Raw genomic sequence first — 23,961 nt, 5'->3', positions numbered from 1 at the left:
ACAGGCCTGCAATCCTTTATTGGTTTTGCGGCGGCTTTGGGGGGGGGGGATTGCAGTCGGTCCGCTTCAAGCGAACGACCTGTGGAAGCGGACATTCCGATTCGGTGTGAAAGGGGTACGGGGAGCGGTGAGAGGTTGTTCGAAAACGTACGCTAAGAGTTTGTTGGAGAGCCTTTCATATCGGCGCAGATCTCAGGAACATGTCCGAACTCTGTGTGCTCATCGCCCCAGGCTTTGAGAGCCATGATGACGGGCTCAAGGGTCCGCCCGCGTGGGGTGAGGCTGTATTCCACCTTTGGCGGGACTTCCGGGTAGACCGTCCGTAAGACAAACCCGTCGCGCTCCAGTTCGCGAAGCTGGGTCGTCAGCATTCTCTGGGTGATATTGGGCAGGCGCTTGCGGATGGCGTTGAAGCGTAAGGTCCCCTGAAGCAGATGATAGAGGATCACGCCTTTCCATTTCCCGTCGATGAGCTGAAGCGTTGCTTCAACAGCGCAGCCGGGGCTGCAATCGAGCGACTGATGGCGGATACGGGTCATAACGGTATCATTTCCGACACTATGGGCGTTAAAAGTGCGTTCTTGTCTGAAAACAGCATAGTGCTCACTCTTCTCCTCATTCAACAGAGGAGCAGACATCATGCGGGCCATCGGTTATCAGACGCCGCTTCCCATCGAAAACCCGGCGTCCCTTCAGGACATCGATCTGCCGAAACCTGTTCCTTCGGGCCGGGATCTTCTGGTGGAAATCAGGGCCGTGTCGGTCAATCCGGTTGATACAAAAGTCCGCCGCAGCGCAACGCCGGAGGCGGGTCAGTGGCGTGTCCTGGGCTGGGATGCCGCAGGCGTTGTCGTCGGCACCGGACCGGACGTCACGGATTTTTCTGTCGGCGATGAGGTCTTTTATGCGGGGGCGATCAATCTCTCAGGGACCAACGCGGAGTTTCATCTGGTCGATGAACGGATTGTTGGTCGCAAACCCCGCTCCCTGAACTGGGCCGAAGCCGCCGCCTTACCGCTGACAGCAATCACCGCCTGGGAGATGCTTTTCGATCGCCTGGACATTCGTCGGCCTGTCCCGGGAACGACGCCGTCCATATTGATCATTGGGGGCGGAGGCGGGGTCAGTTCCATGGCGATCCAGCTGGCCAAGGTTCTGACTGATATCACGGTCATTGCCACGGCTTCGCGCCCCGAAACGCAGGACTGGGTCACATCTCTCGGGGCAGATTACGTGATCGATCACAGCAAGCCTCTGGCCGCACAGGTTGCTGCCCTTCCTACGGGCGCCCCCGGTTTTGTTTTTTCCACGACGCAGACAGATCGGCACCTGGCAGAGATCGTCGAACTTCTAGCCCCTCAGGGACATTTCGGCCTGATTGATGACCCTGCTGAACTCAATGCTGTACCCCTCAAGCGCAAAAGCCTGTCCCTGCATTGGGAGCTGATGTTCACCCGCTCACTGTTCGGAACGGCAGACATCAGCACACAAGGGAAACTCCTGAACGAGGTGTCGCGCCTTCTGGACGAAGGGCGTCTCCGTACGACGCTCGGCAAAAATCTTGGCGCGATCACCGCCGCCAATCTGCGAGAGGCTCACGCTCTGATCGAGAGTGGTCAGGCCAAAGGCAAGATCGTGCTCGAAAGTTTTCCTGCCTGAGCGGAGAGAACCGTGACGAAAACAGTCAAAGCGCTTGAGAGGAGCAGACCTCATGAATGACGAAGAACATCTGATGACCCTGAACCGGACGGGAGGTCGCTTCGATCTGAATAAAATTGCCGCTGCGTTTCCCGAAACGGCGGACACGATGCTGCTGGACACCTATCTGACTGACAAGCCGGAAGCCAGTATCCGGGTCTTCAGGATTTATCAGGAAGTACCGCCGCATTATCATACCCAGTGCGATGAAGTGCTTCATGTCCTCTCCGGGACAGGCACGTTTTGGATCGATGATCCCAAGGAGGAAGCCCCGTTTGCACCCGGCCATCTTCTGGTGTTCCCCCGTCGGGCCGTGCATGCCGTACCCCGCATTCTGAGCCAGCCAGTTGTTTTCCTTGCTATCGACACGCCGCGACGGGCGCCAGATGACGTGGTGTTCGTGGATCCTGCCGACGGTACGCCGTCCGGTTTTATCGCAGGGATCTGACGGCATGGGAGTCATGAAACAGAATCAGCCGCATGCTTTCACAAAAAGAGGCCTGCGCAGGATCGCCATTGCCGTTTTCACGGGTTTCGTTGGGGTATGCGGGCATCCTGATCCTGCCCGTGCTCAGACCATCAGGATTGAGGCGACTACTAACGCAATAGACTGGAACGCCGTAGCGCTTGCTGGCGGTCATGTGTTTGTCTCAGGCCCTCGCTGGAGCGGGTTTTCCGGACCGGCCGTGGGTCTTCTGACAAAGAATGGAAAGATAAAGCCTTTTCCAGATGCTGACTGGAATGGCTGGAAACCCGGGCAGGATGCAACGCATCGGTTTGTCAGCGTCAATGCCCTCCACGTTGCTCCTGACGGCACGCTCTGGGTTGTTGATACTGGAACTCCGTCTTTTGGAGGTGCTCCCATACCTGAAGGAGCCAAACTGGTCCGCATTGATCCGGCAACAGGTCATGTGCGGCGGATCTATCCTCTGGGCCCAGAGATCGCGCAGGCGGGCAGCTATATCGACGATATCCGTTTCAACGGAACGCACGCCTATCTCACGGATGCGGGCAAGGCCGCGCTGATCGTTCTTGATATCAAAACAGGTCAGGCACGTCGTGTTCTGGACAACGATGTTTCCACACGCGCACGGACAGATCGACCGATTGTCATGGACGGGCACGTCGTGGAGAACGGTCCGCATCAGCCGCTTCTGGTGAATGTCGATCCGCTTGAAGTCAGTCCGGACGGGAAATGGCTGTATTTCGGGCCGCTTGAAGGACCGTGGTCTCAAGTTCCCACAGTGTTGCTTGATGATCCCAGTGTGTCATCAACCGATCTGTCTGCGGCTGTAAAGCCTTGGGCAGATTTACCTCCAGTCGGGGGCAGCGCCATGGATGCTGCAGGAAACCTTTACTTCACCAATCTGAAGGATAACGGCGTCTATCGGAGAGACGTTTCGGGAAAGATCACGAAACTGATCTCGGATTCACGTCTGCACTGGGCAGATGCACCGTGTCTTGCTCTGGACGGTCGTCTCTGGCTGCCTGTTGCGCAACTGGACCGGCTTTCGATGTTTCATCAGGGGCATTCCCGCAGTCATCAGCCGTTTCTGCTGGTATCGATCAATCCTCACGTTACCCATACCAGAGATAAGCCATAAGTCTCAGTTTTGAGAGATTTTTCGTGTTTTTTGCGCCAGAGGTTTTTTCCCCATCCGGCCTGATTTTACCCTCGGGAGTGACATGTCGATACAACGTCTGGCGGCTGATCCCCAGTTCAGAACACAGATCTCCAACCTGGGTTTCAGGATCACTCATGGCGGCCTGAGCCAGACGAAGTTTACTAAGGTCATCTTGAAGGGACGGCCACCCTCCCGTCCTCGGGCACGTGCAGAAGCCAGACCTGCGCGTGTGCGTTCAACGATCAATTCCCGCTCGAACTCCGCCAGTCCGGCAAAAATCGCGAAGATCAAGCGACCATTTGCGGTGGTGGTATCGATCGAGGCTCCTTCGCCCGCCAGGACCTTCAACCCGACACCGCGTTTGGTCAGGTCTGGACCGTGCCGCTCAGCATCTTCGTCAGACGGGCATCGCGGTGCCCGATGACGTGCTTGCTCATGTAGCACCACTCGGCTGGGAGCATATTGGCCTGACAGGTGATTATCTTTGGGGCGAAATCCGGCCGCCGCGAGATAATTTCAGGCCTCTTCGGTTGCAATCCGGTTCCTAAAATCCTTAGCGTACGTTTTCGAACAGCCTCTCACTGCTCCCCGGTACTCTGAGCTGCCTTTAGCTAAACCCTGTCGTCCCCGTAACCCAGCACTTCGATCACCCGGCATTCCTCGACCGTACCGCGCGCACACCGATCTAGCGAGCGTTGCAGCTCGGCGCGCAGCGCCACCAGCCTCCCAATCCGTCGGTCAATAGTCTCGACGTGGCGGCGGGCGATAGCGTCCACCTCGCCGCAGGAACGCTCCGGCTGCTCGCTAAGCGTCAGCAATTCACGAATGTCGGCGACCTCGAAGCCCAGCTCGCGGGAATGACGAATAAAGTTGAGCCGGGCGACCTCGTCCGCACCGAAGCGCCTTTGCCGCCCTTCCGTTCGTGTCGGTGTCGGAAGAAGCCCGACGCCTTCGTAGTAGCGGATCGTCGGCACCTTGACCCCAGTGCGCCGCGCCAACTCGCCAATCGAGATCCTCATGGTGCTTTTCCCTTGAAGCTCTAGTGGCTAGAGATTGTAGGGTGATCCCGAGAAGGAGTCACCCATGTCTGAGAACTGCTGCAAGTCCGAGACCGCCTGTTGCGCTCCGCCACCTCTGGTCGTGCCCACGAAAACAGTCACACCAACCGTCGAGGTGACGACATGCGGCACCGTCGAGAATATTTGCTGTCCGAAGGGTGTCCCGGTCTTCGACGGTGTAGACCCGCGCTACAAGCGTGTCCTGTGGACGGTGATCGCGATCAATGGCGCGATGTTCGTGACCGAAATGGCGGCGGGACAGCTCGCTGGCTCGCAAGCCCTCAAGGCCGACGCACTCGACTTCCTGGCCGATACCGTCACCTACGGTTTGAGTCTGGCGGTGATCGGCGCGAGCCACGGCGGCACTCGCCAAGGGCGTCTCGCTGTCGCTGATGGCGCTGTGGGTGTTCGGGTCCACCGTCTACCACACGCTGATCCTCGGCGTTCCGCAGGCCGAGATCATGGGTGCGATCGGCGCTCTGGCGCTGGCCGCGAACCTTGCCTCGGTGTTTCTGCTCCTGCCCTACAAGGATGGCGACGCCAACGTGCGCTCGGTGTGGCTCTGCTCTCGCAACGATGCGATCGGCAACCTGATCGTCATGGCCGCGGCGTTCGGCGTCTGGAGCACCACCAGCGCATGGCCCGACCTTGCGGTGGCCGCGATCATGGCTGGCATATTCCTGTCATCAGCGCTGCAGATCCTGCGGCAGGCATGGGGAGAATATCGAACCGACGAGACTGGCACGAAGGCAGCCGCCGCATAGGGTGAGGATCATGCGCCTATGTCCGCTTCCCGGCAACGCAAAGCGGGCCAGCCACGTCGTAGAAGTAGGCGGAAGCAGCATGTCCGGTTACGCTTACATCTCGGGCACAAAAGAAGCTTCTTAAGCTTCCGGAAAGGGACATCGACAATGAACATGGAGCGCTTAAAAAATTGGGGTTCTGTGCATCACAACCCAAACCAAATGGTCGAAAAATACATTTCCATCTGGCGCAGTGCTGCAAGCCGCTTTAAATGAAGAAGAATGATGCGAAGTGCGCGGTATAGCGGAGGGAGTCTGGTCTTTTGGCCGCTGGTTCTGCTTGCCATCATTATTCGCCTCAGCGTTGGAAGTCTGCCTTTACCGCAGTTCCTGCTTGATGATCCGTTAAAACAGTTCACCAACTTGTCGACCCTTTGCGACAGCCAGGATTTTGGTCCGCATAGTCCTGATCATCATCACGCAGCGGATGTTGGTGATGGGATTGCAGTGGTCGACGACCTGCTGGCGATCCTGATAATCGGATGCGTCGCTGCTGTTTTCCTCGTTCTGTCTGTGACAGGGCGGAGTTTTTTCTGGTGTTTCCCGCCAGTGCGGGGGCCTCCCCTATGGCGGCTATCGGGCATTTATGCTCAAGGACCTCCCAACCTGATCTGACAAAAACTTAGCGCCTTTATCGCATCTGCGATGAAAGGCTTTCTGCGTTTTTCAGATCAGAACGAACACATGAATACTTCTTTTGAATCAAGCCGTCCTCTCGGCTCGCTGGTGCTTGGCTGCGTTTTTCTTGGAGCCTTTCCAGCTCATGCACAACCTCTTCAGGCGCGTCCCCGTAAAACAGCCTCAGTTGCGTCTTCTGCACATCAGAATGTCGAAAGCATTCTGGTTCGCGGTACGACGCGTGGTTCTGCACGACTTCATCCAACCGATGAAACAACCTACAGCGCGGAACGTACAGATTTCGCACACAGGGCAGCACAGTCGGTCGCCGATATGGTCGCAACCCTTCCTGGGGTAACTGTTCTGCAAGGTAATGGGCCGCGTGACAGCGTCGTTTCTGTCCGTGGGTCGGGCGCACGTCAGTCCTATGGTCTGAAGAATCTTCAGGTTACGGAAGATGGGTTTCCCATGACGCAACCAGACGGTACGGCCCGGGCAGATTTGATCGATCCACATGCCTATGAAGGCGTGGACGTCTTTCAGGGACCAGCCTCTACGCTATACGGTAATTACGCGATTAACGGGGCGATCAATTTCCGCACCCGGAACGGCGCTGACATTCATGGTCTGGAACTGGGTTCAGACTTTGGCAGCTTCGGCCTGTTCAATAACTACATAACGATTGGTGCGGGCAATAAACGCTACGATTTCATGCTGTTTGGTAGCGATGTGCGCAGTAACGGTTTCATTGCGAACAGCCAGTACAACACGTCTACCGAAAATATGCGGCTGCGGGTTAATCTGACCTCATCAGATCGCCTCATTCTAAAATTCGTTAATAACGTCACGGATACATCGCTGCCGTTACGCCTTTCTCTGAACCAATTCCGCAGTAATCCCTACCAAAATGGTTGTGCCAATGCGGCATCGGCTGCTGCTGGATGCGCTTCGGTCAATCTTCTGGTGAATGGGGCCTATGGAGCCCGCCAGACGATGAGCCCGCAGCAGGCAGGGCTGGGTCGTTTTGACCGACGCAGCATTGTGGGGCTTCGATGGGAGCATGACTTTGATCCAGGAACAACCTGGCATACTCAGTTTACTTACGATCAACGTCATACCGATCAGCCAACTTCGACAACGGCTTTTGTCGGACCGTTTAATTCCTATAATGTGCAGACGGATCTGACGAACCGCAGCCGTATCGGAAAGACGCCGCTCACCAGTTTTGTCAGTGCCAGCTTCGACTACATGGATTATGGCTATCAGGTCTATAATCTGACCCCGCAAGGCGGCGCGACCCGCGGTGCTTTGAATTCCACGTCATACGGCCATCAGTGGAACATCGGCCTCCGCTTTCAGGAAGACTGGCAGTTTTCTCCGCTTTGGCATGCTGTAATCGGACTTGGTGGGACGCAATCTGATGTTGGAGCAGTTCAGACGCTCTACAATAGATCGGCAAGTTCAACCTCTTTGCAGAATATTACGGCCAATCGACGCTTCTTCAATCTCGCACCTGAAGCCTCGCTGGTTTATACACCAACCAAAGACTGGACTTTGCACAGTCGTGTTGGAACAGCTTATGCCACACCTGGCTATTCCAGTTTCTTCGTAACCCCTCAGGGAACCTACGGGAACAATACGCAGCTTAAGAGCGAAACGAGTCTCGGTTTTGACTTGGGGGCCGAATGGCACCCGTCGCCCAGCATCAATATTCAGGCCACGGGCTTCTATGAGTTCTACCGGAACGAACTTGTCAGCCAGTCGGCGGGTGTCAATACACCCGCGGGAAGCTATACTTTCAACGCCCCGGCCTCAGAGCATCGTGGCATTGAACTGGGCGCGACATGGCAGCCATTGCATGCCTCTCTGCCCGGTGCGCGGCTGAAGCTGTCTTATACCTATGACAACCAGATCTACACGAAATACACCGAGACCCTGTCCAACAGCACGATGGCGCGGAATTTCTCGCGGAAGGGGAATCTCATTCCCGGTGTTATGCCGCATTTTTTAGATGCGCGTGTTCTCTATGATCAGCCAGACGGATGGCTGCAAGGGCTGGGAGGTTTTGCAGAAGTGACGTGGAGGAGTTCCTTTTACCTCGACAATGCCAATATTCTGAAAGCCCCCTCATACGCATTGCTCAATCTAGAGGTTCATTACGACCCTCCAGAACGTCTGGGCTGGGCTCACCGTCTGCACAGCTACTTCGAGGTACAGAATGTAACCAATCAGGTTTATGCCGCAGGTGCGACTGACATCAGCGATACACTCCTTTCGACCGGGCAGCAGGCTGGGCGACGTGTTTTGGCCAACAAGACAGGCTCAATCTACGCCGGATCGCCAAGAGCGTTCTTTGGTGGCGTGCGGATCAAGTTCTGAAGGTATCCATGATGATGAACGCTTCCAGTGCCCCAGTCTGGCCCGATTATCGAACGATCTGGCGATGGCATTTCTTTGCGGGTCTCTTCTGTCTTCCCTTTATTGTGTTGCTATGCCTCACAGGGTCAATTTACCTGTTCAAACCGCAGGTGGATCATTGGATCGACTGGCGTTACGATCATCTCGCAGGCGGTGCGACACATTCAACCCCGTTACAGGAAGTCAGGGCGGCACTCCATGCTGTCCCTGGCAGCCATTTTCTAACCTATGAACTTCCGGAGACGACTTCCGGTGCTGCCCGGGTGATCGTTGATCGTCAGGGCACAGCCATACGCGTGTATGTTGATCCGACATCATGCGTGGTTCTCAAACAGGTTCCTGAAGAAGACCGTTTTGAGCGCATCATCTTTAAACTGCACGGCCAGCTGTTATTGGGGAATACTGGCTCCATCATCATGGAAATGGTGGCCTCTTGGACAATTGTTCTGATTGCTACAGGCCTGTATCTTTGGTGGCCGCGCCGGATGCAGAGCCTGGCGGGTATTCTTTATCCACGGATGACCCGAAACGGTCGTGTCCGGTGGCGAGACCTCCATGCGGTAACAGGGTTGTGGGTCTCCTCGTTTTTGGTGCTTTTTCTGGTTTCCGGCTTGCCGTGGTCTTTTGTTTGGGGGCACGCTCTGGCTCGGGTGGAAACACAATTCAGCCGCCTGACTTCGGTTCCTGACTGGGACATCGGAGCTGTTTCTGAACGCAATCGGATTGCAGGGCGCTCGGTCTCGCCCCAACAGACCGATACAATGCCAGGTATGGATATGGGGCCCATGGCGATGTCGGACAGCCCCTTATCAGACAGCCTGAATCAAGTGGTCATGACGGCGTCCCAACTCGGATTTCCAGCACCTGTTCTCGTAACGCCACCTTCAGCGGGAGAAACAACGTGGGTTGTTCGTTCCGACACGCAGAACCGTCCCAACCGCATCAGTGCGATGGTAGAGGCCTCCGGTCGGGTACGGTCGATCCATCGTTTTGAAGAGAAAGCATGGACTGATCGCGTCATCGGTTATGGAGTTGCGGCGCATGAAGGGCAGCTGTTCGGGAAGGCCAATCAGTTTTTGAATTTTCTTGTAGCGGTCGGATTACTTGCGATGAGCATCGCAGCACTTGTCTTGTGGTTTAGGCGCAAACCCCCAGGGAGGCTGGGAGTGCCGCCTGTCGATCCCAACAAGAAGATGGGCGTGGGCGCGTTGGTTATCCTGATTGTACTGGGATTACTCTTGCCAGAACTTGGAGCGTCTCTTTTGCTTCTCTGTCTCGCAACTCTGCTTTCACAAGCTGCCCGCCGTGCGTCGTAACTAACTGGCAGGGACGAGACGGCGCAATCGTGTGGCGATTTCCTCTGGGCTTGTGTCGACTGGCAGAACGGACACAAGCCGATTATTGCCATCCATTAAGTAAAGAACGGAACTATGATCCATAAGATAGCCTGAGGACATATGATCCGCCGAAGTGCCACGACGTCGCGCCATGACGTGGAAACTGTCAATAACTGCGTGGATCTGAGATTCAGTTCCCGTAAGTCCAACGATGTTAGGAGAGAAGTGACTGACATAATCGGCAACAACTTCAGGAGTATCACGCGATGGATCAACCGTGATGAAAATCGGCACAATCTGGTGTGACTCTTTTCCCATGAGATCGAGAGCCTGTGTGACCGTCGCGAGGGTTAACGGGCAGACATCTATGCAGTGTGTGTACCCAAAATAAATCAGTGTATAGCGCCCTCGGAATTGACGCTCCGTGAGAGGATGACCGTGCATATCGATGAGCGTATAAGGGCCGCCCAACGTGGCTGAGGCCCGATTTAGAAAAACTCCGCGCATTCCGATTGCCCCGAGAAAGAGGCCCGTGATGATCACCACCGGAGCGACTAGTTTCTTCGCTTCATTGAGACGAAAAGGTTTTTTCTTAACAGTCTGCTTTGGTTTTTTACGCCCTCCATTGAGGTTTGGCATAATACCCTCCCTTGAGGATGTCTTCTTAGCACAGGAAGCATCTCAAGAGCATAACTGGCTTTAAAGGTATCGAAGAGACAACCACAATGTGGAGGGTTCGAAAAACCTCCTTTTTTGGTCGATTTATAAACATAAATCATTGATATTGTTGCGTATAAAAATGCGAAAGAAGGGTTTTCCGAATCTGTCACTTATCCCGGTCGTCTCTTGGAATCAGATCAGCGCCATCCTAGGAATCCTTACCGATTCATTCAGCACAGAAAACGCTAGTGTAATGAATTGGGCGGCAAAGGCGAGATTTTAACTCGGGAGTCGTTAATCCAGCTCTTGGTCAGGGTATAGGCGACGGAGAGGACCAGCGGACCGATGAAGATCCCGACCAGTCCCAAGCCGCCAAGACCTCCGATGACGCCGAGCATGATGAGAATGAGCGGGATATCGGCCTGCTTGCGGATCAGAAACGGGCGCAAAACATTATCGATGATGATCGTGATAATAGTCACAATTAGCAGAAGCAATGCGGGCATCAGCCCCTGATCAAAATAGACCCAGATCACGGCTGGGATCAGGGTAACACCAGGGCCCGCCTGTAACAGACAGACCATGAAGGTGACTGCTGTCAGAATACTGACCCATGGCGCACCTGCGAGTTTCAGCCCGATCCCCGCCACAGCGGCTTCAACGACCGCCGTTACCGTGACGCCGAATGCAACACCCCGGATCGTATAAGCGGCAAGCTGAAGCATCTCCCGTCCCCGGCTGCCTGCGAGAATGCTCACCAGACTCTCAGCGACCGCAATTGCCGATTCAGCGCGCATGAGAAGTACGCCCAGAATGATTAACGTAAGCACGAACTGGAGGGCGAGCAGACTGAAACTTCCCGCATAAGCCAGAAAACTATGAATCAAGGTCTCAGGAGACGGCATGACTTGCCTGACCATTTCCGGAAACTGCATATGCTGCATCCTGGCCCACAACGGACCAATATGTGGTCCAATCAAAGGGAGTCGTGCAAGCCACTTGGGCTCATCCGGAAGACGCAGAATGGACGCAGACGAGGCGAGGGCGGCGATATCGCCGAAGTGACTTGAGACTGTCGTAATGGCGAGCCACAACGGCAGGATGAACAGCACCATCGCGATCAGAATGGTCAAGGAAACGGCTGCTCGTCGGCTGTTTCCAACCCAGCCTTGAAGATGGAGCAGCATGGGCCAAGTCGTAACTGCGATCGTGATGGCCCAGATCGTCGCTGGCAGGAATGGTTTGAGAATCCAGATCGCGCTAATAACAACGCCGCAGGCCAGCAGGGCGACCAGAACGGACCGGGTGCTGTCCTGCGGACCATTCTGGAAAAGATCTGGCATCTAATCGCCTTCGGTCTGAAAATGAAACCCTGAGAAACCTGTATCAGGGATACCGACCCGGACAAACCGTCAGAGTGCGACCAAATGCGCGCTTACACGAATACGCCATAAATCCAACGACAACAGATACAACTCAAAGGGAAGTAAGTGCCGCCTGCTCAGGGCCCGGGTGATCTCCACGTCCTCTCCCAAGGGCGAGCACCAGCGTTGCCCGGGTCTAGGACCGCTGCTCTAGAACAGGCAGGACTTCGGCCAAGTGGTCAGGGGGCGAAGGATGAGAGCGTCATGACTAAGAGTGTATAGGTGTTTCGTAACTTTCCACTAGAGACTAAAATCAATTTTTAGGCTTGGGAGCAGAATATTTGCTCTTGGGATCTGAAGAATTTTCTTCGGGCTATACTTAATAAAGTGGATCTGGTGGCATCATATTCTTACGGAATAACAGTCTTTACAAAGCCCAACAGCGTGATGTTGGGACATTCTGGTCCGTTTGCGGATTAGGGGGGGTGAGCACACAGAGAATAGTCTGACCATGCTTCTCAAGCGTGAAGAGCGCCCCAGATTCTTCATAGCTTGTGGTTGTGGTGATCCGATATCCCGTTTTTAGTAGACTGTTTAGGGAAGCTGTGACTGGATGAAGTGTCGTTGGGACGGCAAGTGGACTGTAAGGCGATTTAACACCAGATTCTGGCAACCAGTCGTGGGAGCTTTGCGCAAAAGCGCAGACTGGGAAGAGAAGGGCGCACAGGACAGGAAGTGGGACCAAAGGATTGATCATAGAAAGCTCCAAGAGAAGGAATATATTGAGGTCAGTGACCCGCTAACATTGGCAAGAAGTTCATGACCAGCAGGCCTGCAATGACAAAGCCCATTCCGGTGATGGTCGGGAGATTAAGGCTTTGGCCCAAAAAAACATCTATGTCTCTGAGATCTGACCAAAACTCTAACCCTTCGAAATGATGTTATTTTCGAATCCTTTCTATAATCTCTTCCCGGGCCTTTTGCAGCCATTTGCCCACGGTATTGATTGTCTGAGCGCTCTTTTTGAGTAAACCCTTCAATTCGGCGTCGGCAGTTTCGCGAAATTCCTGTCGCCGATCTGGAAGTGGTGGTAAAATATGGGCGTAGTAAGTCTTTTTAAGTAAGAGATGTAATAAATATTCACCCAGGAATGGTTTTCCATTATTGATCGCTCGGGCAGCTTTGATTAAATTACGAACATCATATTGTACCGGGCTGATATCAGGAACCTTTTTTTGTAAGCCCAGTAAAGTATAAACTCCAATTCTGGCTGTCCGAATAGAAGAGTCCATTGTAAAGACGATGTCGTTTGAAGTTTCCACGAATTGCCCCATAAGCGCGAGATTTGTGCAACCCTGCGGTACTACATGTGGCCGATCACCGGCTTTCCGGGGCATGAACATCGCGGTGATATAGGGCATGAGCGCCAGACGGACCTTTGTATTGGCTAACACTGCTTCAAATTGATTGTCTGTAATGCCCAAATGGTGGCAAAGCTCTTGAAGGATTTCGCGGCCAGTGCAGGCAGGCATTGGCTTTTTGATACAATTGCCGTCCTTGTCCATAAGCAAAGCATACGCCCAAAGAACCAATACATTACCGGGTTGACCGGGGAAATGTGGTTGGCGATTACAGGTGACGCTCAAGACCCAATTGGAATCAGTGAAGGTAATGATCCCTCCGGTTACGGTCTTGCCTGAATAAGGATCGTTGACAGAGAGTTCTTTTATTCGATCTACCAGTGGTGAAGGATTGCAGGTGATGGTGGCAGATTCCCACATCGACCTGCCAATATCGTTATAGAATTTCTCAGGCTTACCAAACAACGACGATTTTTTAGCTATGTTTTTCCATAACGCCCAGTCACTATCATTGCCTGGATCGTGACGACCACGCTGAAGAACGGGGGCATGGTTCATGTCGCCATACGCGGTTCCTTCGGTCATTGATCCAGTCAAGACAAATACAAGGTCTTTTTCGTTTACCGAGATAAGGTCGGCGGCCCCATGGTTGAGCATTCTAATGCCTGTGACAGTACATTTCCCCTCTTCATCCCGCCACTCGAGGTCGTAGGCACGTGCGCCGAATTCGAACTTTACACCCTGCTTTTTAAGATGCTCAACGAGAGGACGTACAAAAGTATCGTACTGGTTATACTTCGGGAAAACGAGCGCAGACATGTCATTGAGGCCGTCGATCGCGTCAATGAAACGATGCATGTACAATTTCATCTCGAGCAAGCTATGCCAATTCTCAAACGCGAACATTGAACGCCAAAAGAACCAGAAATTGGTTTGAAGAAAGTCTGCGCTGAAATAATCCTCTATCGTAACGTCATCGAGATTCTCCTTACGTTTCAGCAAGAGGCGAATTAACTGCCACTGCTGTGAACGAGAAAGGCCGAAGGTTGAGAAATCACGGATCTGTCCCTGCTTGTGCATAAGCCGGGCTTTCGAATAATTGGGATCATTATCATTGATGAGGCGATATTCGTCGAGGACGCTGTATCCCGACGGAAGCTCGATTGCCTGGATATCCTGAAAAATATCCCAGAGATTGTCGTAGTTCCAGTTCATCTCGCGGCCACCGCGAATGATGTAACCATCTTCAGCGTTGCCAGCGCCATCAAGCGAACCACCTTCAATATCGAGCGCATCGAAAATAGTAATATCCTCTCCCTTCACGGCTCCGTCACGCACCAGGTAGAAAGCGGCGGCCAGGCCGGCAATTCCACTGCCGATGATCCATCCCTTACGACCTTCGATCTGGTTCGCGGGGTAAGGCCGATTTCGCATATAGGCGCCCATCATATCGGGCGGAGGAAGCGTATTATCGGGATGGTTCGACCAATATCCGCTTGTGGTATCGGCCTCTACGATAAAGGGATGTCTATTGTTTCCATCGGCAGTAAGCGTCATCATGATATTCCAATACCTAAGGATTGAACCATACCGGAATTAGGAAGGACCGGTTTGTATAAATTACGCGGCCATGGAGATATGGTTTGACGTGTTCTTCGAGAATGTAGCCGCTTAAAAGCAAAGACCGATCGCGCAGAGAGGTCGACCCGTCCTTTCGGACAGTTTTATGGACCTGATAAGCTTTAATTGGTTGTTGTCAGGTCGCCAGATTGACGGCGTTGTTGTTGGCCACGGGATCCAGGGTTAATCCCGGACCCCGTGGGGGCTGCTTCTAATGATACGCCTCATCGGGCGCTCGTCCGGTCAGCGGCCCCGCCCATCCATGCTGATGCGGATCTGGCGCGCTTGCGACACGTCCGTGAACCGAGGCGTCGTGAGTTGTGACCCCTGATCTGTGTTGAAGATCTCCGGCGCGCCGGAGCGGATCAGAGCTTCCTGCAGCACCCCCATGCAGAACTCAGCATCCATCGTGTTCGACAGCCTTCAGGACAGAACCTTACGCGTCGACCAGTCCTTGATTGCCATGAGATACAGAAAACCCTTGCGCATTGGGATGCAGGTGATGTCCGAGCACCACACCTGTTTGGAGCGATCAACCACCAGGTCTCGAAGAAAATACGGATATTTCCGATGTGCCGGATGCAATATCGTCATGCGTAGTTTCTGGTAGATCGTCCGCAGACCCATCGTCGCCATGAGCCAGCGAACGCGCTTGCGCCCGACAGACATCATGTCCGAGACGGCAAAGATGCCTCGTCTTTTACCGCACCCCGTAATACGGCGTCTCCAGAAACTGATCGATCTTCGCATGAAGTTTCTCCACGTCGGCCGGACTGATTGTCGTCTTGGATGCCCGCTTGCCAGAGAGCGTCCCCGCCCTACATTCAATCGCCTGGCGCTTCCATTGGGCGATCGGGAGAAATCCTCTTCCACGGGACGCTTCCCAACACACTCGATGCCATACGATGTATGGTGTCGCGACTGACTGAGAAGCCAGGCATTCGAAATACCCCATCAGCAATTTATTCTGGGTGAAAGCATCCGACGCATTGAAGAATGCTCAGCAGTGCGGCGATCGATTATTAAAGGTTTGCGGTATCCAGATGGGATCGAGACTCCTTCTGGATGAGCCAAAGTGCCATTCTCGTCAAGAAGCGATTTTGCTTTGCGAAATTCCACAGTAAAGCTGAATCCTTCAGAAAAACGAAGTCTAGTTGGCATAAGAAATATTATACGACATACAGATTACTACTTAGTAATAGGGCCCAACCTCACCTTGCATCTGACGTAAATAGATTGTTTCCCGGTTACGGGACTGTTCAGCAATTTGAATTCCGTTACCAACCAGAATAACGCATATTCCTATGCGGCAAATCGACGTGCCCGATCAATGCCGACAAAAAAATGACAGCTTGCTCTCAGCGGTTTGAACTACGTCGATATCGCTACAAAAGAACGTATTTAGCTAGCGTTCGATGCTTTGCTCGGTGGATTTTTTTATGTTCACGATCCAGCAGCCGTGACATCTTGCACCGCTTTTTGAGAAGGTCCGTTCGAATTCGCGCTCAGAATATCGCGCCACAGATCGAAAGCAGCTGGCATCAGCCGTCGTCCGGCCCGTACCGCGACATAGCGCTGAAATGCGCTGGCGATCGGATGATCCAGAGGGACGGCACAGACACGATTGAGATCGACATAATCCTGGGCCGCGCCTTTCGTCATGAACGCTATTCCCAGATTATGCGCCACGAGCGACAGCGCCGTACCGAACATGTCGCATCGAAACGCGGGGAAGTAATCGAGTTGTCGATCCTCCAGAATCGCATCGACATAGGTCTGGGCTGCGAAATGGGGCTGGAAGAAAATCAGGGGGCTGTGCACGATTTCCTCGATGGTCACCTTCTCCTTTCTGGCCAGGGGATGCATCACCGGGAGAATCGCGCATAGCGGTTCGGTCTGGAAAGGCCGCGCATTCAGGATGGGATCCCGCGCCGCGCCAGCATAGATACACACATCCACTTCATCATCACGCACCATCTGGACAAGCTGCGGCAAAGCCGCCGTCCGGATCTCGATGGTGATGCCAGGATGACTGGCCACGAATTTGTGGAGCACCGCCTTGATCAGGACGGTGACCAGCCCTTCTCCGCTGCCAATGGTGACATGTCCGCGCTCCAGAGTGCGGTATTCCTGAAGGCTGGACTGAAAGCGCCGTGTCAGCCGCGCCCGTTCAAGCCCGTAATTGCAGACGACCTTTCCCATCTCGGTAAGAACCGTGACCCGTCCGCTCTTCATCAGCAGACCGAGATTCAACTGGTCTTCAAGAGCCGCGATCTGACGGCTGATCGTAGAAGCATTGACCCCGATCGCTACGGCGGCAGAACGGATACTGCCAAAGCGCGCAACGGCGTCCAGATACTGCAGGGTCCGTTCGCTCAGTTCGTGTCTGCCAAACATCCTGCTTCTCCGTTGCATTGAACGCAACATTCTTGCGCCCGTTACGACATAGATTCAATCGGTTTTTAATATTCCAATTAAGCAACAAGTTTGTGCCCATCAGGGTGGCGGTCTTGCAATTCGCTCGTAAAATCAGATGAGCCCATAAAGGAAGCTTTTCATGGTGCTGCGCGTTCTCTCACGGAATTCCAAATTCACAACCGCTCTGGTATTCGGCACGGTCGGAGCAACTCTTATTCCCGCCGAAGCAGCACAGACGCATTCCGTGCGTTCCGCCAAACATCCGCTGACGCATGCCACGCCCCTGGCACGCAAGAAAAGTGCGTCCCATGCAACGTCCCGGACGGCAACAGATACCGAAACCATCAAGGTTTCGGTACGAAAGCTTCCGACACACTTCAATACAGAACAACATGTCGGCTCATCCACGACAATGATAAGCTCTGAAACTCTTCAGCAGCGTGCCGTTATTACCACGACCGATATTCAGAAACTGGCTCCCAACTTGCAGATTGAAACGCAGTATGGTTCGAGCGCACTGAATTTCCACCTTCGTGGCGTCGGTTTCAACGATCTGACCATGAATAATACACCGTCGGTCATGCCTTATATTGACGGTGTCGCTTATTCGATTTCATCCATGACCTCCGGCCCTCTTTTCGATATCGACAGCATCGGCGTCGATCCTGGCCCCTCCGGCTTTACACACGGTCAGACTACGACAGGTGGCGAGGTCCGCATCACAACGAAAGCGCCCGAAAAGCAGTTCCATGCGGGGATTTCCGAGGATTTTGCCTCTTACAACCGAAGCAAGACGGATGCCTTCGTCACCGGCTCCATCACGCACAACCTGCAGTATCGTCTGGCCGCAGAATTACTCGAGGGGGGAGGCTATTATACAAGCCGCGATACCGGACAGTCGCTCGGCGACCAGCATACAGGCGCCATCCGCGGCAAGCTCGCCTGGCAGCCGGATGAGAATACGGATGTCAATCTGACGGGATACTGGTCCCTGAACCGTTCCGAAGCCCCCGGCTTCAGAATCAACAACAACCTCTCGTCCTTCGCAGGGCAATACGGGCGTGACCTCGGGTATTATCAGACTGGCTGGGACATCAAGCCCGCTTTTGCGAAGCTGATCGGCTATCATGACACGAAACCTGACTTCAATGACCTGAACTGGGGCTTTCACCTGGCAATGGCACATCGTTTTCGTTTCGGACAGCTTGATGTTTCCAGCGCCTATGACGCCGTACAGCTTCATGAGTATCAGGATCAGGACGGTATGCTGTACGCCACAGCAGATAACTACCGGACGCAGGTCGCCAATTCCTTCACGCAGGAAGTCAGCCTCCATGACCTGAAGGACCGTTCCCACCGCTTCAGCTGGGACGTTGGCATGTACTACAACCGTGTTATGCAGAAGCAGAGCAATTACTACGATTTCACGGACTATGCCCTTCGTGGTTACATGTCCGAAACCAGCTTCAGCTCGCCGCAGGAGACCTTCAATCAGTATGTGACCCTGGGATACAAGGTCCTGAAAAACCTGCGTCTGGTCGGCAGCATTGCGCATGAATCCGACTCACGGCAGCTCGTTGATCTCACGACCATCCATTTCGGGCAGAACGATCTCAACTTTGGAACGCATGGCGCGCTGGCGAACCAGTTCACCGGCAAGGTCGGGATCGAATATCAGGTCACGCCCACCAGCCTGCTCTATGCGGATGTCCGCAAGGGCATGAAGCCGGGCGGCTTCACGGCGAACAACACGGTCGTTGCGCAGCAGGCACAGCCCATCAAGCCTGAGACGATCATGGCTTACGAAATCGGAACGAAAAACGATTTCTTCTCCCATCGCCTCCGCCTGAACGGCGCAGCCTTCTACTATGATTACCGCGACCAGCAGGTTCTGGGAAACATCGTCATCCCCAGCTATGGCTCCGTGGGATCGTATGTCAGCGTCCCGCGTTCGACGATCTGGGGCGTCGAAGGCTCGATGGAAGCCCATCCGACCCGGGATCTGACCCTTACCCAGGTCGTGGGGTATCAAAGGGGCGTCTACGACCAGTTCCATTCGATCAATGCGACCCAGGTCAACGCCTATTACGTCAAAACCGGCATCTGGAAAGCATTCTATAGCGACTATCATGGCGTCGACAGCGGCATTCCCAAGATCTCGATGAATGGCTCCGCCGTCTATGCCTTCTACATCACCTCCCGCTATCACCTGCTGTTCGATGTCGATTATTCGTATCGCGGAGCGGAAGGTCTTATCCCGGGGAACCCGCCTTACCGTACCGTTCCGGCCTATTTCCTGCTGAACTCGTTCCTGACGTTCGAACCGGTTTCGAAAAAATGGTCGGCCACCATCTATTCGACCAATCTCGCCAACCGGAAATATGATCTCACACGCTCTCAGGCCACGAACGTGCAGACCGCCATTTCAGGTCCGCCACGCTTTATCGGTGGCCGCGTGAATTATAATTTCTGATGACGCGGAACGTATCGGAAAGCCGAAAAGGGCAATGCGCATGAAAGACAGGAAAACCGTCAGGACCATCGCTGCCGCGACGATCGGCAACGCGCTGGAGTTCTTTGACTTTACTGTTTTCACGGCTTACGCCGCCTATATCGGTGACTATTTCTTCGGGAGTACGGACGATTACGTCCGTATTCTTCAGGCCGTCTCCGTATTCGGCCTCGGCTTTGTCGCACGCCCCCTGGGTGCTCTGCTGATCGGCTATTATGCGGATACGCGGGGCCGCAAGGCCGCCATGACGCTCACACTGATATCCATGTGTGTGGGATCGCTGCTGATTGCCATTCTTCCCGGCTACAAGACGATGGGCATTGCCGCACCGGCCCTGCTCCTCGTCGCACGCCTGCTGCAGGGGTTTTCCGTTGGCGGGGAAATGGGACCGGCCACGGCATTTCTGGTCGAGTCCGCACCCGATACGAAAACCTCCCGTCGGGCGGCCTCCTGGCAGCTGGCCAGCCAGTCCTTCGCCACGATGGCGTCAGGCCTGCTGGGCGCAGCACTGAGCCTGCTGCTGACCCACCACGAACTTGCCAGCTGGGGATGGCGCATTCCCTTTGCGATTGGCGCCATGATCGGTCCGATCGGCCTGTGGCTGCGTGGCGCCCTGGAAGAAACCCTCGTCCCTGAAAAGAGCGATGCCCAGCCGCCCCATATCCTGTCCGTCTTCACCCGGATGCCGGTCGAAGTGTTGTCCGGAATGCTCATCACGGCAGGCGGAACGGTTCTGCAGTATTTCTTTCTTTACTGTGCCCTGTTCGCAGGCAAGAACCTGCATTTCCACGCCCTTCCGGCGCTGTCGGTGAATATTGCTATCGGAGCCGGGACGGCATTCGGGGCCATTGCCAGCGGCTATCTGGTTTCAATGGTGGGTCAGACAGCCATTGTCGTGACCTGCCGCGTCATCCTGGCCTGCACGATCGTGCCGGTCTTCATGCTGTTCTCCCATGGCGCGGGTTTCCCGACCGTCTTTTCGCTTCTGGGGTTTCTTGCCATTTTCCATGGCGCAGCGTCTGGCACCGGGACAGGAATCCTGACCCGTCTCTTTCCCATGCCTGTCAGAACGGTCGGGGTAGGCTGTGCCTATTCGCTGGCCGTAACAATTTTCGGCGGTTCGGCCCAGCCTATTTTTACCGTGATCATCAACCGCACGGGAAGCTCGGTCTCATGGTGCTTCTATGTGGGGACCATGGCCCTGCTGTCCACGGTTCCGTTCCTATGGATGAGGAAACGCCTGCGCGATAAGCCATCCATTCTGGCAGCCACTCCGCACACATCCTGATTTTCCATCTCTCTGAAAGCATTTTTCATGCAGATGTCACCTGAAACCCTGTCTTCGTTTCTCACGGAACTCAAGGAATGGGTCAGCATTGAAACGCCGACAACAAGCCCCGAGAAAGTTAACGAACTCGGACGGCTGATCATGGCCCGGGCCAACGATGCCGGTCTGGTGGCTGAGGTCCACAGCGGTAACAAGGATACGCGCGGCGCCCCGCTCGGAGACCACATCGTCCTGTACGATCCCGAGCGGATGTCGAACGAGAAGGGCATTCTCCTTCTCAGCCACATCGATACCGTACATCCCATCGGAACCCTGGCTCATACGCTGCCTTGGAAAAAAGAGGGGGACAGACTCTACGGACCTGGCATTGCCGACATGAAAGCAGGCATTCTACTCGCTTTCAGGGTTCTCGCCGCCCTTTCGAAAAAGTCACATCTGCCGATCCGAATGCTGATCGTGTCGGACGAGGAAATCGGAAGTCCTTCTTCCCGCAGGCTTATTGAGGAAGAAGCCACCAAGGCACAATATGTCCTCGTGACGGAACCGGGACGCCCCGGCAATGGCGTCGTAAGTGGACGCAAGGGCGTGGGACGGTATTTCCTCACCTGCCATGGTCGTCCGGCACATTCGGGCCGGGCTCATGCTGAAGGCCGCAGTGCGATCCGGGAACTGGCCCATCAGATCCTCGCCCTTGAAAACATGACGGATGAAAGCCGCGGCATTACCGTGAATGTCGGTCTCATTGATGGTGGAACGGGCGCCAACGTAGTGGCGGAACACGCTTCCGCCGTTGTCGATCTGCGCGTTCCGGATGAAGCCACCGGAACAGAAATGAACGAGCGCATTCTGGCCCTCAAGGCTGTCGATCCGGATGTCGAACTTACAATCGAAGGCGCGATCAACCGCCCCGGATATGTGAAGGACAAAGGCATTGCGGCACTGGTCGAAAAGGCAGAAACCATCTCCCATACCGATGGACAGGCCCTATTCGATCTTTCCACCGGCGGTGGCTCGGATGGCAATTTCTCTGCCGCCATGGGCGTTCCCACGCTGGATGCCCTTGGCATTGTCGGAGATGGCGCCCACACCTTGCAGGAATACATCGAGATTTCCAGTATCCCTGTAAGATGGAACCTGCTTACAGAGCTGGTTTTGCAGAAATGACAGTCCGTTTCCCCAAGCCCGTTTGGAACGGGCTTGGGGAAACCACAATGTCGAAAAACTGACCTGTGCGAGGATCTACGGAGACTTATTCAGAGAGAATAAAGCTCTAACGAGCAATCTAGGCTCAGGACTTATAACCAGAAGATGACGGTTGCGGCGAGGCAGATCGCGGAGAAGAAGACGATCGGGCATCTGTCGTAGCGTATTGCGACCCGCCGCCAGTCCTGGAGGCGGCCGAACATGATTTTGATGCGGTTGCGTCTTTTATATTTCCGCTTGTCGTATTTGATTGGTTTTCCGCGGGATCTCCGTCCCAGGATGCAAGGCCTGATCCCTTTTTCCTCCAGGGCATCCCTGAACCAGTCAGCATCATAACCCCGGTCCGCCAGCAACCACTGTGCCATGGAAAGGCTGTCCAGCAGAGCAGCGGCTCCGGTGTAATCACTGACCTGTCCTGCTGTCATGAAGAAACTCAACGGTCGTCCGTTCTGATCGGTGACTGCATGCAGTTTGGTGTTCATACCACCTTTAGTGCGGCCGATCAGGCGGCCTGGATCCCCTTTTTTAACCGAAGGCTGGAAGCCGTGCGGTGTGCTTTGAGATAGGTGGAGGGATCGAAGAACCGTTGGTTGATGCGCCTGGCTCGTGATTTCAGGCTTTTGGCGATTTGATTGACGGTTTTTGGGGGAGCTTTTGATCTGCGTTTTGAGCAGATCGGGGACTGCTCTCCCGCTGGATGACTATGCGCTCGCGTTCAATCTTTCGAGGAAGAGGAAGCGGCGCATGTTGTAGACGATATTGGCCAGCCCGATCCTCATGGTGGCCCGGGTGATACCGACAGTTCGGATGAACAATCCCGTCTGTGATTTCTGGTCGGCAAAGACGTGCTCGACGCGCGATCGGATCACGGACTTTCCAGCATTCGATTTCTGGATATGTCGGGGCATAGGCTTGAGATGCGGCTTTTTTCTGTGAACCTTTGAGACAAAACCCTCTTTGTCCATGAAGTCCTCATTCGCTTTCGAGCGATAAGCTGTATCAGCCCAAACGCTTGAGGCCGTATTGGTTTTATCTAACAGCCCCTCTCTCAATCGCGCACCATCACTGGCGGCGGCATCCGTCGTCTTCCATTTTCGGATGAACCGAAACTTCCGGTCGATGGACACGTGGGATTTGTAGCCAAAGAACGGGATAGCGAGATCCGTTGCGGGCATACTCCCGTCATCCTGCCGTTTTGCTTTCGTGAACTTCAGCGTCCAGCGCGCATGACGATCCTTGTGCGACAGCTTTGCCGACTTGTCCTGCCAGTCTTCGGGAATACGTCCTGCCCGGAGATCTGCCTTCTCGGCATTCGTATTGCGCTGCTTTGGAGCGGCTACCAGTGTTGCATCCAGGATCTGGCCCGACATCGGGAGATAACCGGCGTTCCGTAGGGTCGCGTCAAATCGGTCAAACAGCCTTTCAATGGCACCCGCCTGTGTCAAACGCTCACGAAACAGCCAGACCGTTTTGGCATCCGGCACGCGGTCCGACAGCCCCAATCCCAGAAAGCGCATGAACGACAGGCGGTCGTTGATCAGATACTCTGTCCGTTCATCAGACAAAGTGTTCAACGTCTGGATGACCAGAATTTTGAACATCAGCACCGGATCAAACGGCGGACGTCCGCCTTTACTTCCGTCTGAATAGGCCAGAGCCAGCTCCAGATCAGGGCGGAACATCTCAAAATCCACAGTCCGGGAAAAGGCCTCCAGCTGATCGCCAAGCCCGCTCAGCCGAGCAAGGCGCTCTTCAACATCAAAGAAACCAGGCTGCTTCATCTTCCACCATCCCCAATCAACGCCGAAGAAATGGAATCACACAGAACAGCTCAGAGCCAAGGGTTTTTCGAACCCTCCACCTGCCCTTTTCGGCCATGAACGCGAACGGCTGGAATGTCCCAAACTCAGTATATCGCTACTCGCCTAACAATGTCGGCTTTCGGGAAGCCGTCACATCCGCTTGGATATCTGAAATG

17 protein-coding genes and 5 pseudogenes are annotated in these 23,961 nt (G+C 54.5%); 12 read left to right on the top strand and 10 right to left on the bottom strand.

The annotated features are described in order from the left end of the window. Nucleotides 1-152: 152 nt before the first annotated feature. Complete coding sequence (locus JK202_RS13820; protein WP_174694306.1) at nt 153-539, bottom strand: helix-turn-helix domain-containing protein; 387 nt, start codon at nt 537-539, stop codon at nt 153-155. Between the two features lie 100 nt (nt 540-639). On the opposite strand from JK202_RS13820, the gene JK202_RS13815 reads away from it, so the two are divergent. The 3 genes from JK202_RS13815 to JK202_RS13805 are packed head-to-tail and all read left to right on the top strand — an operon-like array spanning nt 640 to nt 3,302. Then, on the top strand, nt 640-1,659 hold the full coding sequence (locus JK202_RS13815; RefSeq protein ID WP_015075040.1) for a zinc-binding alcohol dehydrogenase family protein: 1,020 nt from the start codon (nt 640-642) through the stop codon (nt 1,657-1,659). A 52-nt stretch (nt 1,660-1,711) separates the two neighbouring features. Then, nucleotides 1,712-2,146 (top strand): cupin domain-containing protein, encoded by a 435-nt coding sequence (locus JK202_RS13810; RefSeq protein ID WP_211510630.1) that lies wholly within the window; start codon nt 1,712-1,714, stop codon nt 2,144-2,146. 13 nt (nt 2,147-2,159) lie between these two features. Further along, nucleotides 2,160-3,302 (top strand): SMP-30/gluconolactonase/LRE family protein, encoded by a 1,143-nt coding sequence (locus tag JK202_RS13805; protein WP_249200093.1) that lies wholly within the window; start codon nt 2,160-2,162, stop codon nt 3,300-3,302. On the opposite strand, the pseudogene JK202_RS13800 reads toward JK202_RS13805, so the two are convergent. Further along, a pseudogene (locus tag JK202_RS13800) lies at nt 3,277-3,695 on the bottom strand (recombinase family protein); the annotation flags it as partial. The gene JK202_RS13805 and the pseudogene JK202_RS13800 sit on opposite strands and share 26 nt — an antisense overlap. Here JK202_RS13800 and JK202_RS13795 point away from each other — a divergent pair. Beyond that, a pseudogene (locus tag JK202_RS13795) lies at nt 3,695-3,871 on the top strand (Tn3 family transposase); the annotation flags it as partial. The pseudogenes JK202_RS13800 and JK202_RS13795 sit on opposite strands and share 1 nt — an antisense overlap. Nucleotides 3,872-3,934: 63 nt before the next feature. Here JK202_RS13795 and JK202_RS13790 read toward each other — a convergent pair. Next, nucleotides 3,935-4,342, bottom strand: coding sequence for a helix-turn-helix domain-containing protein (locus tag JK202_RS13790; protein ID WP_015075046.1), 408 nt, complete (start codon nt 4,340-4,342; stop codon nt 3,935-3,937). Between the two features lie 64 nt (nt 4,343-4,406). On the opposite strand from JK202_RS13790, the pseudogene JK202_RS16525 reads away from it, so the two are divergent. The 5 genes and pseudogenes from JK202_RS16525 to JK202_RS13765 form a co-directional block, all read left to right on the top strand. Continuing rightward, nucleotides 4,407-4,679 (top strand): annotated as a pseudogene (locus JK202_RS16525) (hypothetical protein); the annotation flags it as partial. A 94-nt stretch (nt 4,680-4,773) separates the two neighbouring features. Then, nucleotides 4,774-5,145, top strand: a complete 372-nt coding sequence (locus JK202_RS13780; protein WP_015075048.1) for a cation transporter — start codon at nt 4,774-4,776, stop codon at nt 5,143-5,145. 261 nt (nt 5,146-5,406) lie between these two features. Beyond that, nucleotides 5,407-5,799, top strand: a complete 393-nt coding sequence (locus JK202_RS13775; RefSeq protein WP_015075049.1) for a hypothetical protein — start codon at nt 5,407-5,409, stop codon at nt 5,797-5,799. Between the two features lie 69 nt (nt 5,800-5,868). Further along, the gene (locus JK202_RS13770) at nt 5,869-8,181 is read left to right on the top strand and encodes a TonB-dependent receptor domain-containing protein (protein ID WP_211561937.1); all 2,313 of its coding nucleotides are present in this window, start codon (nt 5,869-5,871) and stop codon (nt 8,179-8,181) included. Between the two features lie 8 nt (nt 8,182-8,189). Beyond that, on the top strand, nt 8,190-9,536 hold the full coding sequence (locus JK202_RS13765) for a PepSY domain-containing protein (RefSeq protein WP_099287663.1): 1,347 nt from the start codon (nt 8,190-8,192) through the stop codon (nt 9,534-9,536). On the opposite strand, the gene JK202_RS13760 is transcribed toward JK202_RS13765, so the two are convergent. The 5 genes and pseudogenes from JK202_RS13760 to JK202_RS13740 all read right to left on the bottom strand — a co-directional run bounded on the left by JK202_RS13760 (nt 9,537) and on the right by JK202_RS13740 (nt 16,959). Beyond that, entirely contained in the window at nt 9,537-10,196 is a 660-nt protein-coding gene (locus tag JK202_RS13760) for an SCO family protein (RefSeq protein ID WP_099287664.1), read from the bottom strand. It abuts the gene before it with no gap. A gap of 266 nt (nt 10,197-10,462) precedes the next feature. Next, nucleotides 10,463-11,560: an AI-2E family transporter gene (locus JK202_RS13755; protein WP_099287665.1), complete on the bottom strand. Its 1,098-nt coding sequence runs from the start codon at nt 11,558-11,560 to the stop codon at nt 10,463-10,465. A 962-nt stretch (nt 11,561-12,522) separates the two neighbouring features. Beyond that, the gene (locus JK202_RS13750) at nt 12,523-14,502 is read right to left on the bottom strand and encodes an oleate hydratase (protein WP_225199299.1); all 1,980 of its coding nucleotides are present in this window, start codon (nt 14,500-14,502) and stop codon (nt 12,523-12,525) included. A gap of 196 nt (nt 14,503-14,698) precedes the next feature. Next, nucleotides 14,699-15,415 (bottom strand): annotated as a pseudogene (locus tag JK202_RS13745) (transposase); the annotation flags it as partial. Nucleotides 15,416-16,005: 590 nt separating this feature from the next. Further along, nucleotides 16,006-16,959, bottom strand: coding sequence for a LysR family transcriptional regulator (locus JK202_RS13740; RefSeq protein ID WP_211509016.1), 954 nt, complete (start codon nt 16,957-16,959; stop codon nt 16,006-16,008). A gap of 160 nt (nt 16,960-17,119) precedes the next feature. Here JK202_RS13740 and JK202_RS13735 point away from each other — a divergent pair, with 160 nt between their 5' ends. From JK202_RS13735 to JK202_RS13725, 3 genes are read left to right on the top strand one after another with little or no spacing between them, the layout of a single operon-like run. Next, nucleotides 17,120-19,453, top strand: a complete 2,334-nt coding sequence (locus tag JK202_RS13735; RefSeq protein WP_211509017.1) for a TonB-dependent receptor — start codon at nt 17,120-17,122, stop codon at nt 19,451-19,453. 40 nt (nt 19,454-19,493) lie between these two features. Then, nucleotides 19,494-20,780: an MFS transporter gene (locus tag JK202_RS13730; protein WP_211509018.1), complete on the top strand. Its 1,287-nt coding sequence runs from the start codon at nt 19,494-19,496 to the stop codon at nt 20,778-20,780. A 27-nt stretch (nt 20,781-20,807) separates the two neighbouring features. Then, nucleotides 20,808-21,944, top strand: a complete 1,137-nt coding sequence (locus tag JK202_RS13725; protein WP_211510632.1) for a M20 family metallopeptidase — start codon at nt 20,808-20,810, stop codon at nt 21,942-21,944. 131 nt (nt 21,945-22,075) lie between these two features. On the opposite strand, the pseudogene JK202_RS13720 reads toward JK202_RS13725, so the two are convergent. Together JK202_RS13720 and JK202_RS13715 are read right to left on the bottom strand one after the other, a co-directional pair. Then, a pseudogene (locus JK202_RS13720) lies at nt 22,076-22,554 on the bottom strand (IS5 family transposase); the annotation flags it as partial. Nucleotides 22,555-22,684: 130 nt separating this feature from the next. After that, nucleotides 22,685-23,764 (bottom strand): IS5 family transposase, encoded by a 1,080-nt coding sequence (locus tag JK202_RS13715; RefSeq protein WP_015075008.1) that lies wholly within the window; start codon nt 23,762-23,764, stop codon nt 22,685-22,687. Between the last annotated feature and the right edge of the window lie 197 nt (nt 23,765-23,961).

It is taken from the genome of Gluconobacter sp. Dm-62, from assembly GCF_018256155.1.
Lineage (GTDB): Bacteria > Pseudomonadota > Alphaproteobacteria > Acetobacterales > Acetobacteraceae > Gluconobacter.
The sequence above is the reverse complement of the archived record's forward strand: the minus strand, read 5'-3'. Positions and strand labels throughout refer to the sequence as shown.

Bases quoted from the DNA above. Each gene is read 5' to 3' on its own strand.
- JK202_RS13820 (WP_174694306.1), bottom strand. From the start codon at position 539: ATGACCCGTATCCGCCATCAGTCGCTCGATTGCAGCCCCGGCTGCGCT.
- JK202_RS13740 (WP_211509016.1), bottom strand. From the start codon at position 16,959: ATGTTTGGCAGACACGAACTGAGCGAACGGACCCTGCAGTATCTGGAC.
- JK202_RS13760 (WP_099287664.1), bottom strand. From the start codon at position 10,196: ATGCCAAACCTCAATGGAGGGCGTAAAAAACCAAAGCAGACTGTTAAG.
- JK202_RS13770 (WP_211561937.1), top strand. From the start codon at position 5,869: ATGAATACTTCTTTTGAATCAAGCCGTCCTCTCGGCTCGCTGGTGCTT.
- JK202_RS13790 (WP_015075046.1), bottom strand. From the start codon at position 4,342: ATGAGGATCTCGATTGGCGAGTTGGCGCGGCGCACTGGGGTCAAGGTG.
- JK202_RS13715 (WP_015075008.1), bottom strand. From the start codon at position 23,764: ATGAAGCAGCCTGGTTTCTTTGATGTTGAAGAGCGCCTTGCTCGGCTG.
- JK202_RS13735 (WP_211509017.1), top strand. From the start codon at position 17,120: ATGGTGCTGCGCGTTCTCTCACGGAATTCCAAATTCACAACCGCTCTG.
- JK202_RS13810 (WP_211510630.1), top strand. From the start codon at position 1,712: ATGAATGACGAAGAACATCTGATGACCCTGAACCGGACGGGAGGTCGC.
- JK202_RS13765 (WP_099287663.1), top strand. From the start codon at position 8,190: ATGATGATGAACGCTTCCAGTGCCCCAGTCTGGCCCGATTATCGAACG.
- JK202_RS13775 (WP_015075049.1), top strand. From the start codon at position 5,407: ATGATGCGAAGTGCGCGGTATAGCGGAGGGAGTCTGGTCTTTTGGCCG.
- JK202_RS13725 (WP_211510632.1), top strand. From the start codon at position 20,808: ATGCAGATGTCACCTGAAACCCTGTCTTCGTTTCTCACGGAACTCAAG.
- JK202_RS13805 (WP_249200093.1), top strand. From the start codon at position 2,160: ATGAAACAGAATCAGCCGCATGCTTTCACAAAAAGAGGCCTGCGCAGG.
- JK202_RS13780 (WP_015075048.1), top strand. From the start codon at position 4,774: ATGGCGCTGTGGGTGTTCGGGTCCACCGTCTACCACACGCTGATCCTC.
- JK202_RS13730 (WP_211509018.1), top strand. From the start codon at position 19,494: ATGAAAGACAGGAAAACCGTCAGGACCATCGCTGCCGCGACGATCGGC.
- JK202_RS13755 (WP_099287665.1), bottom strand. From the start codon at position 11,560: ATGCCAGATCTTTTCCAGAATGGTCCGCAGGACAGCACCCGGTCCGTT.
- JK202_RS13815 (WP_015075040.1), top strand. From the start codon at position 640: ATGCGGGCCATCGGTTATCAGACGCCGCTTCCCATCGAAAACCCGGCG.
- JK202_RS13750 (WP_225199299.1), bottom strand. From the start codon at position 14,502: ATGATGACGCTTACTGCCGATGGAAACAATAGACATCCCTTTATCGTA.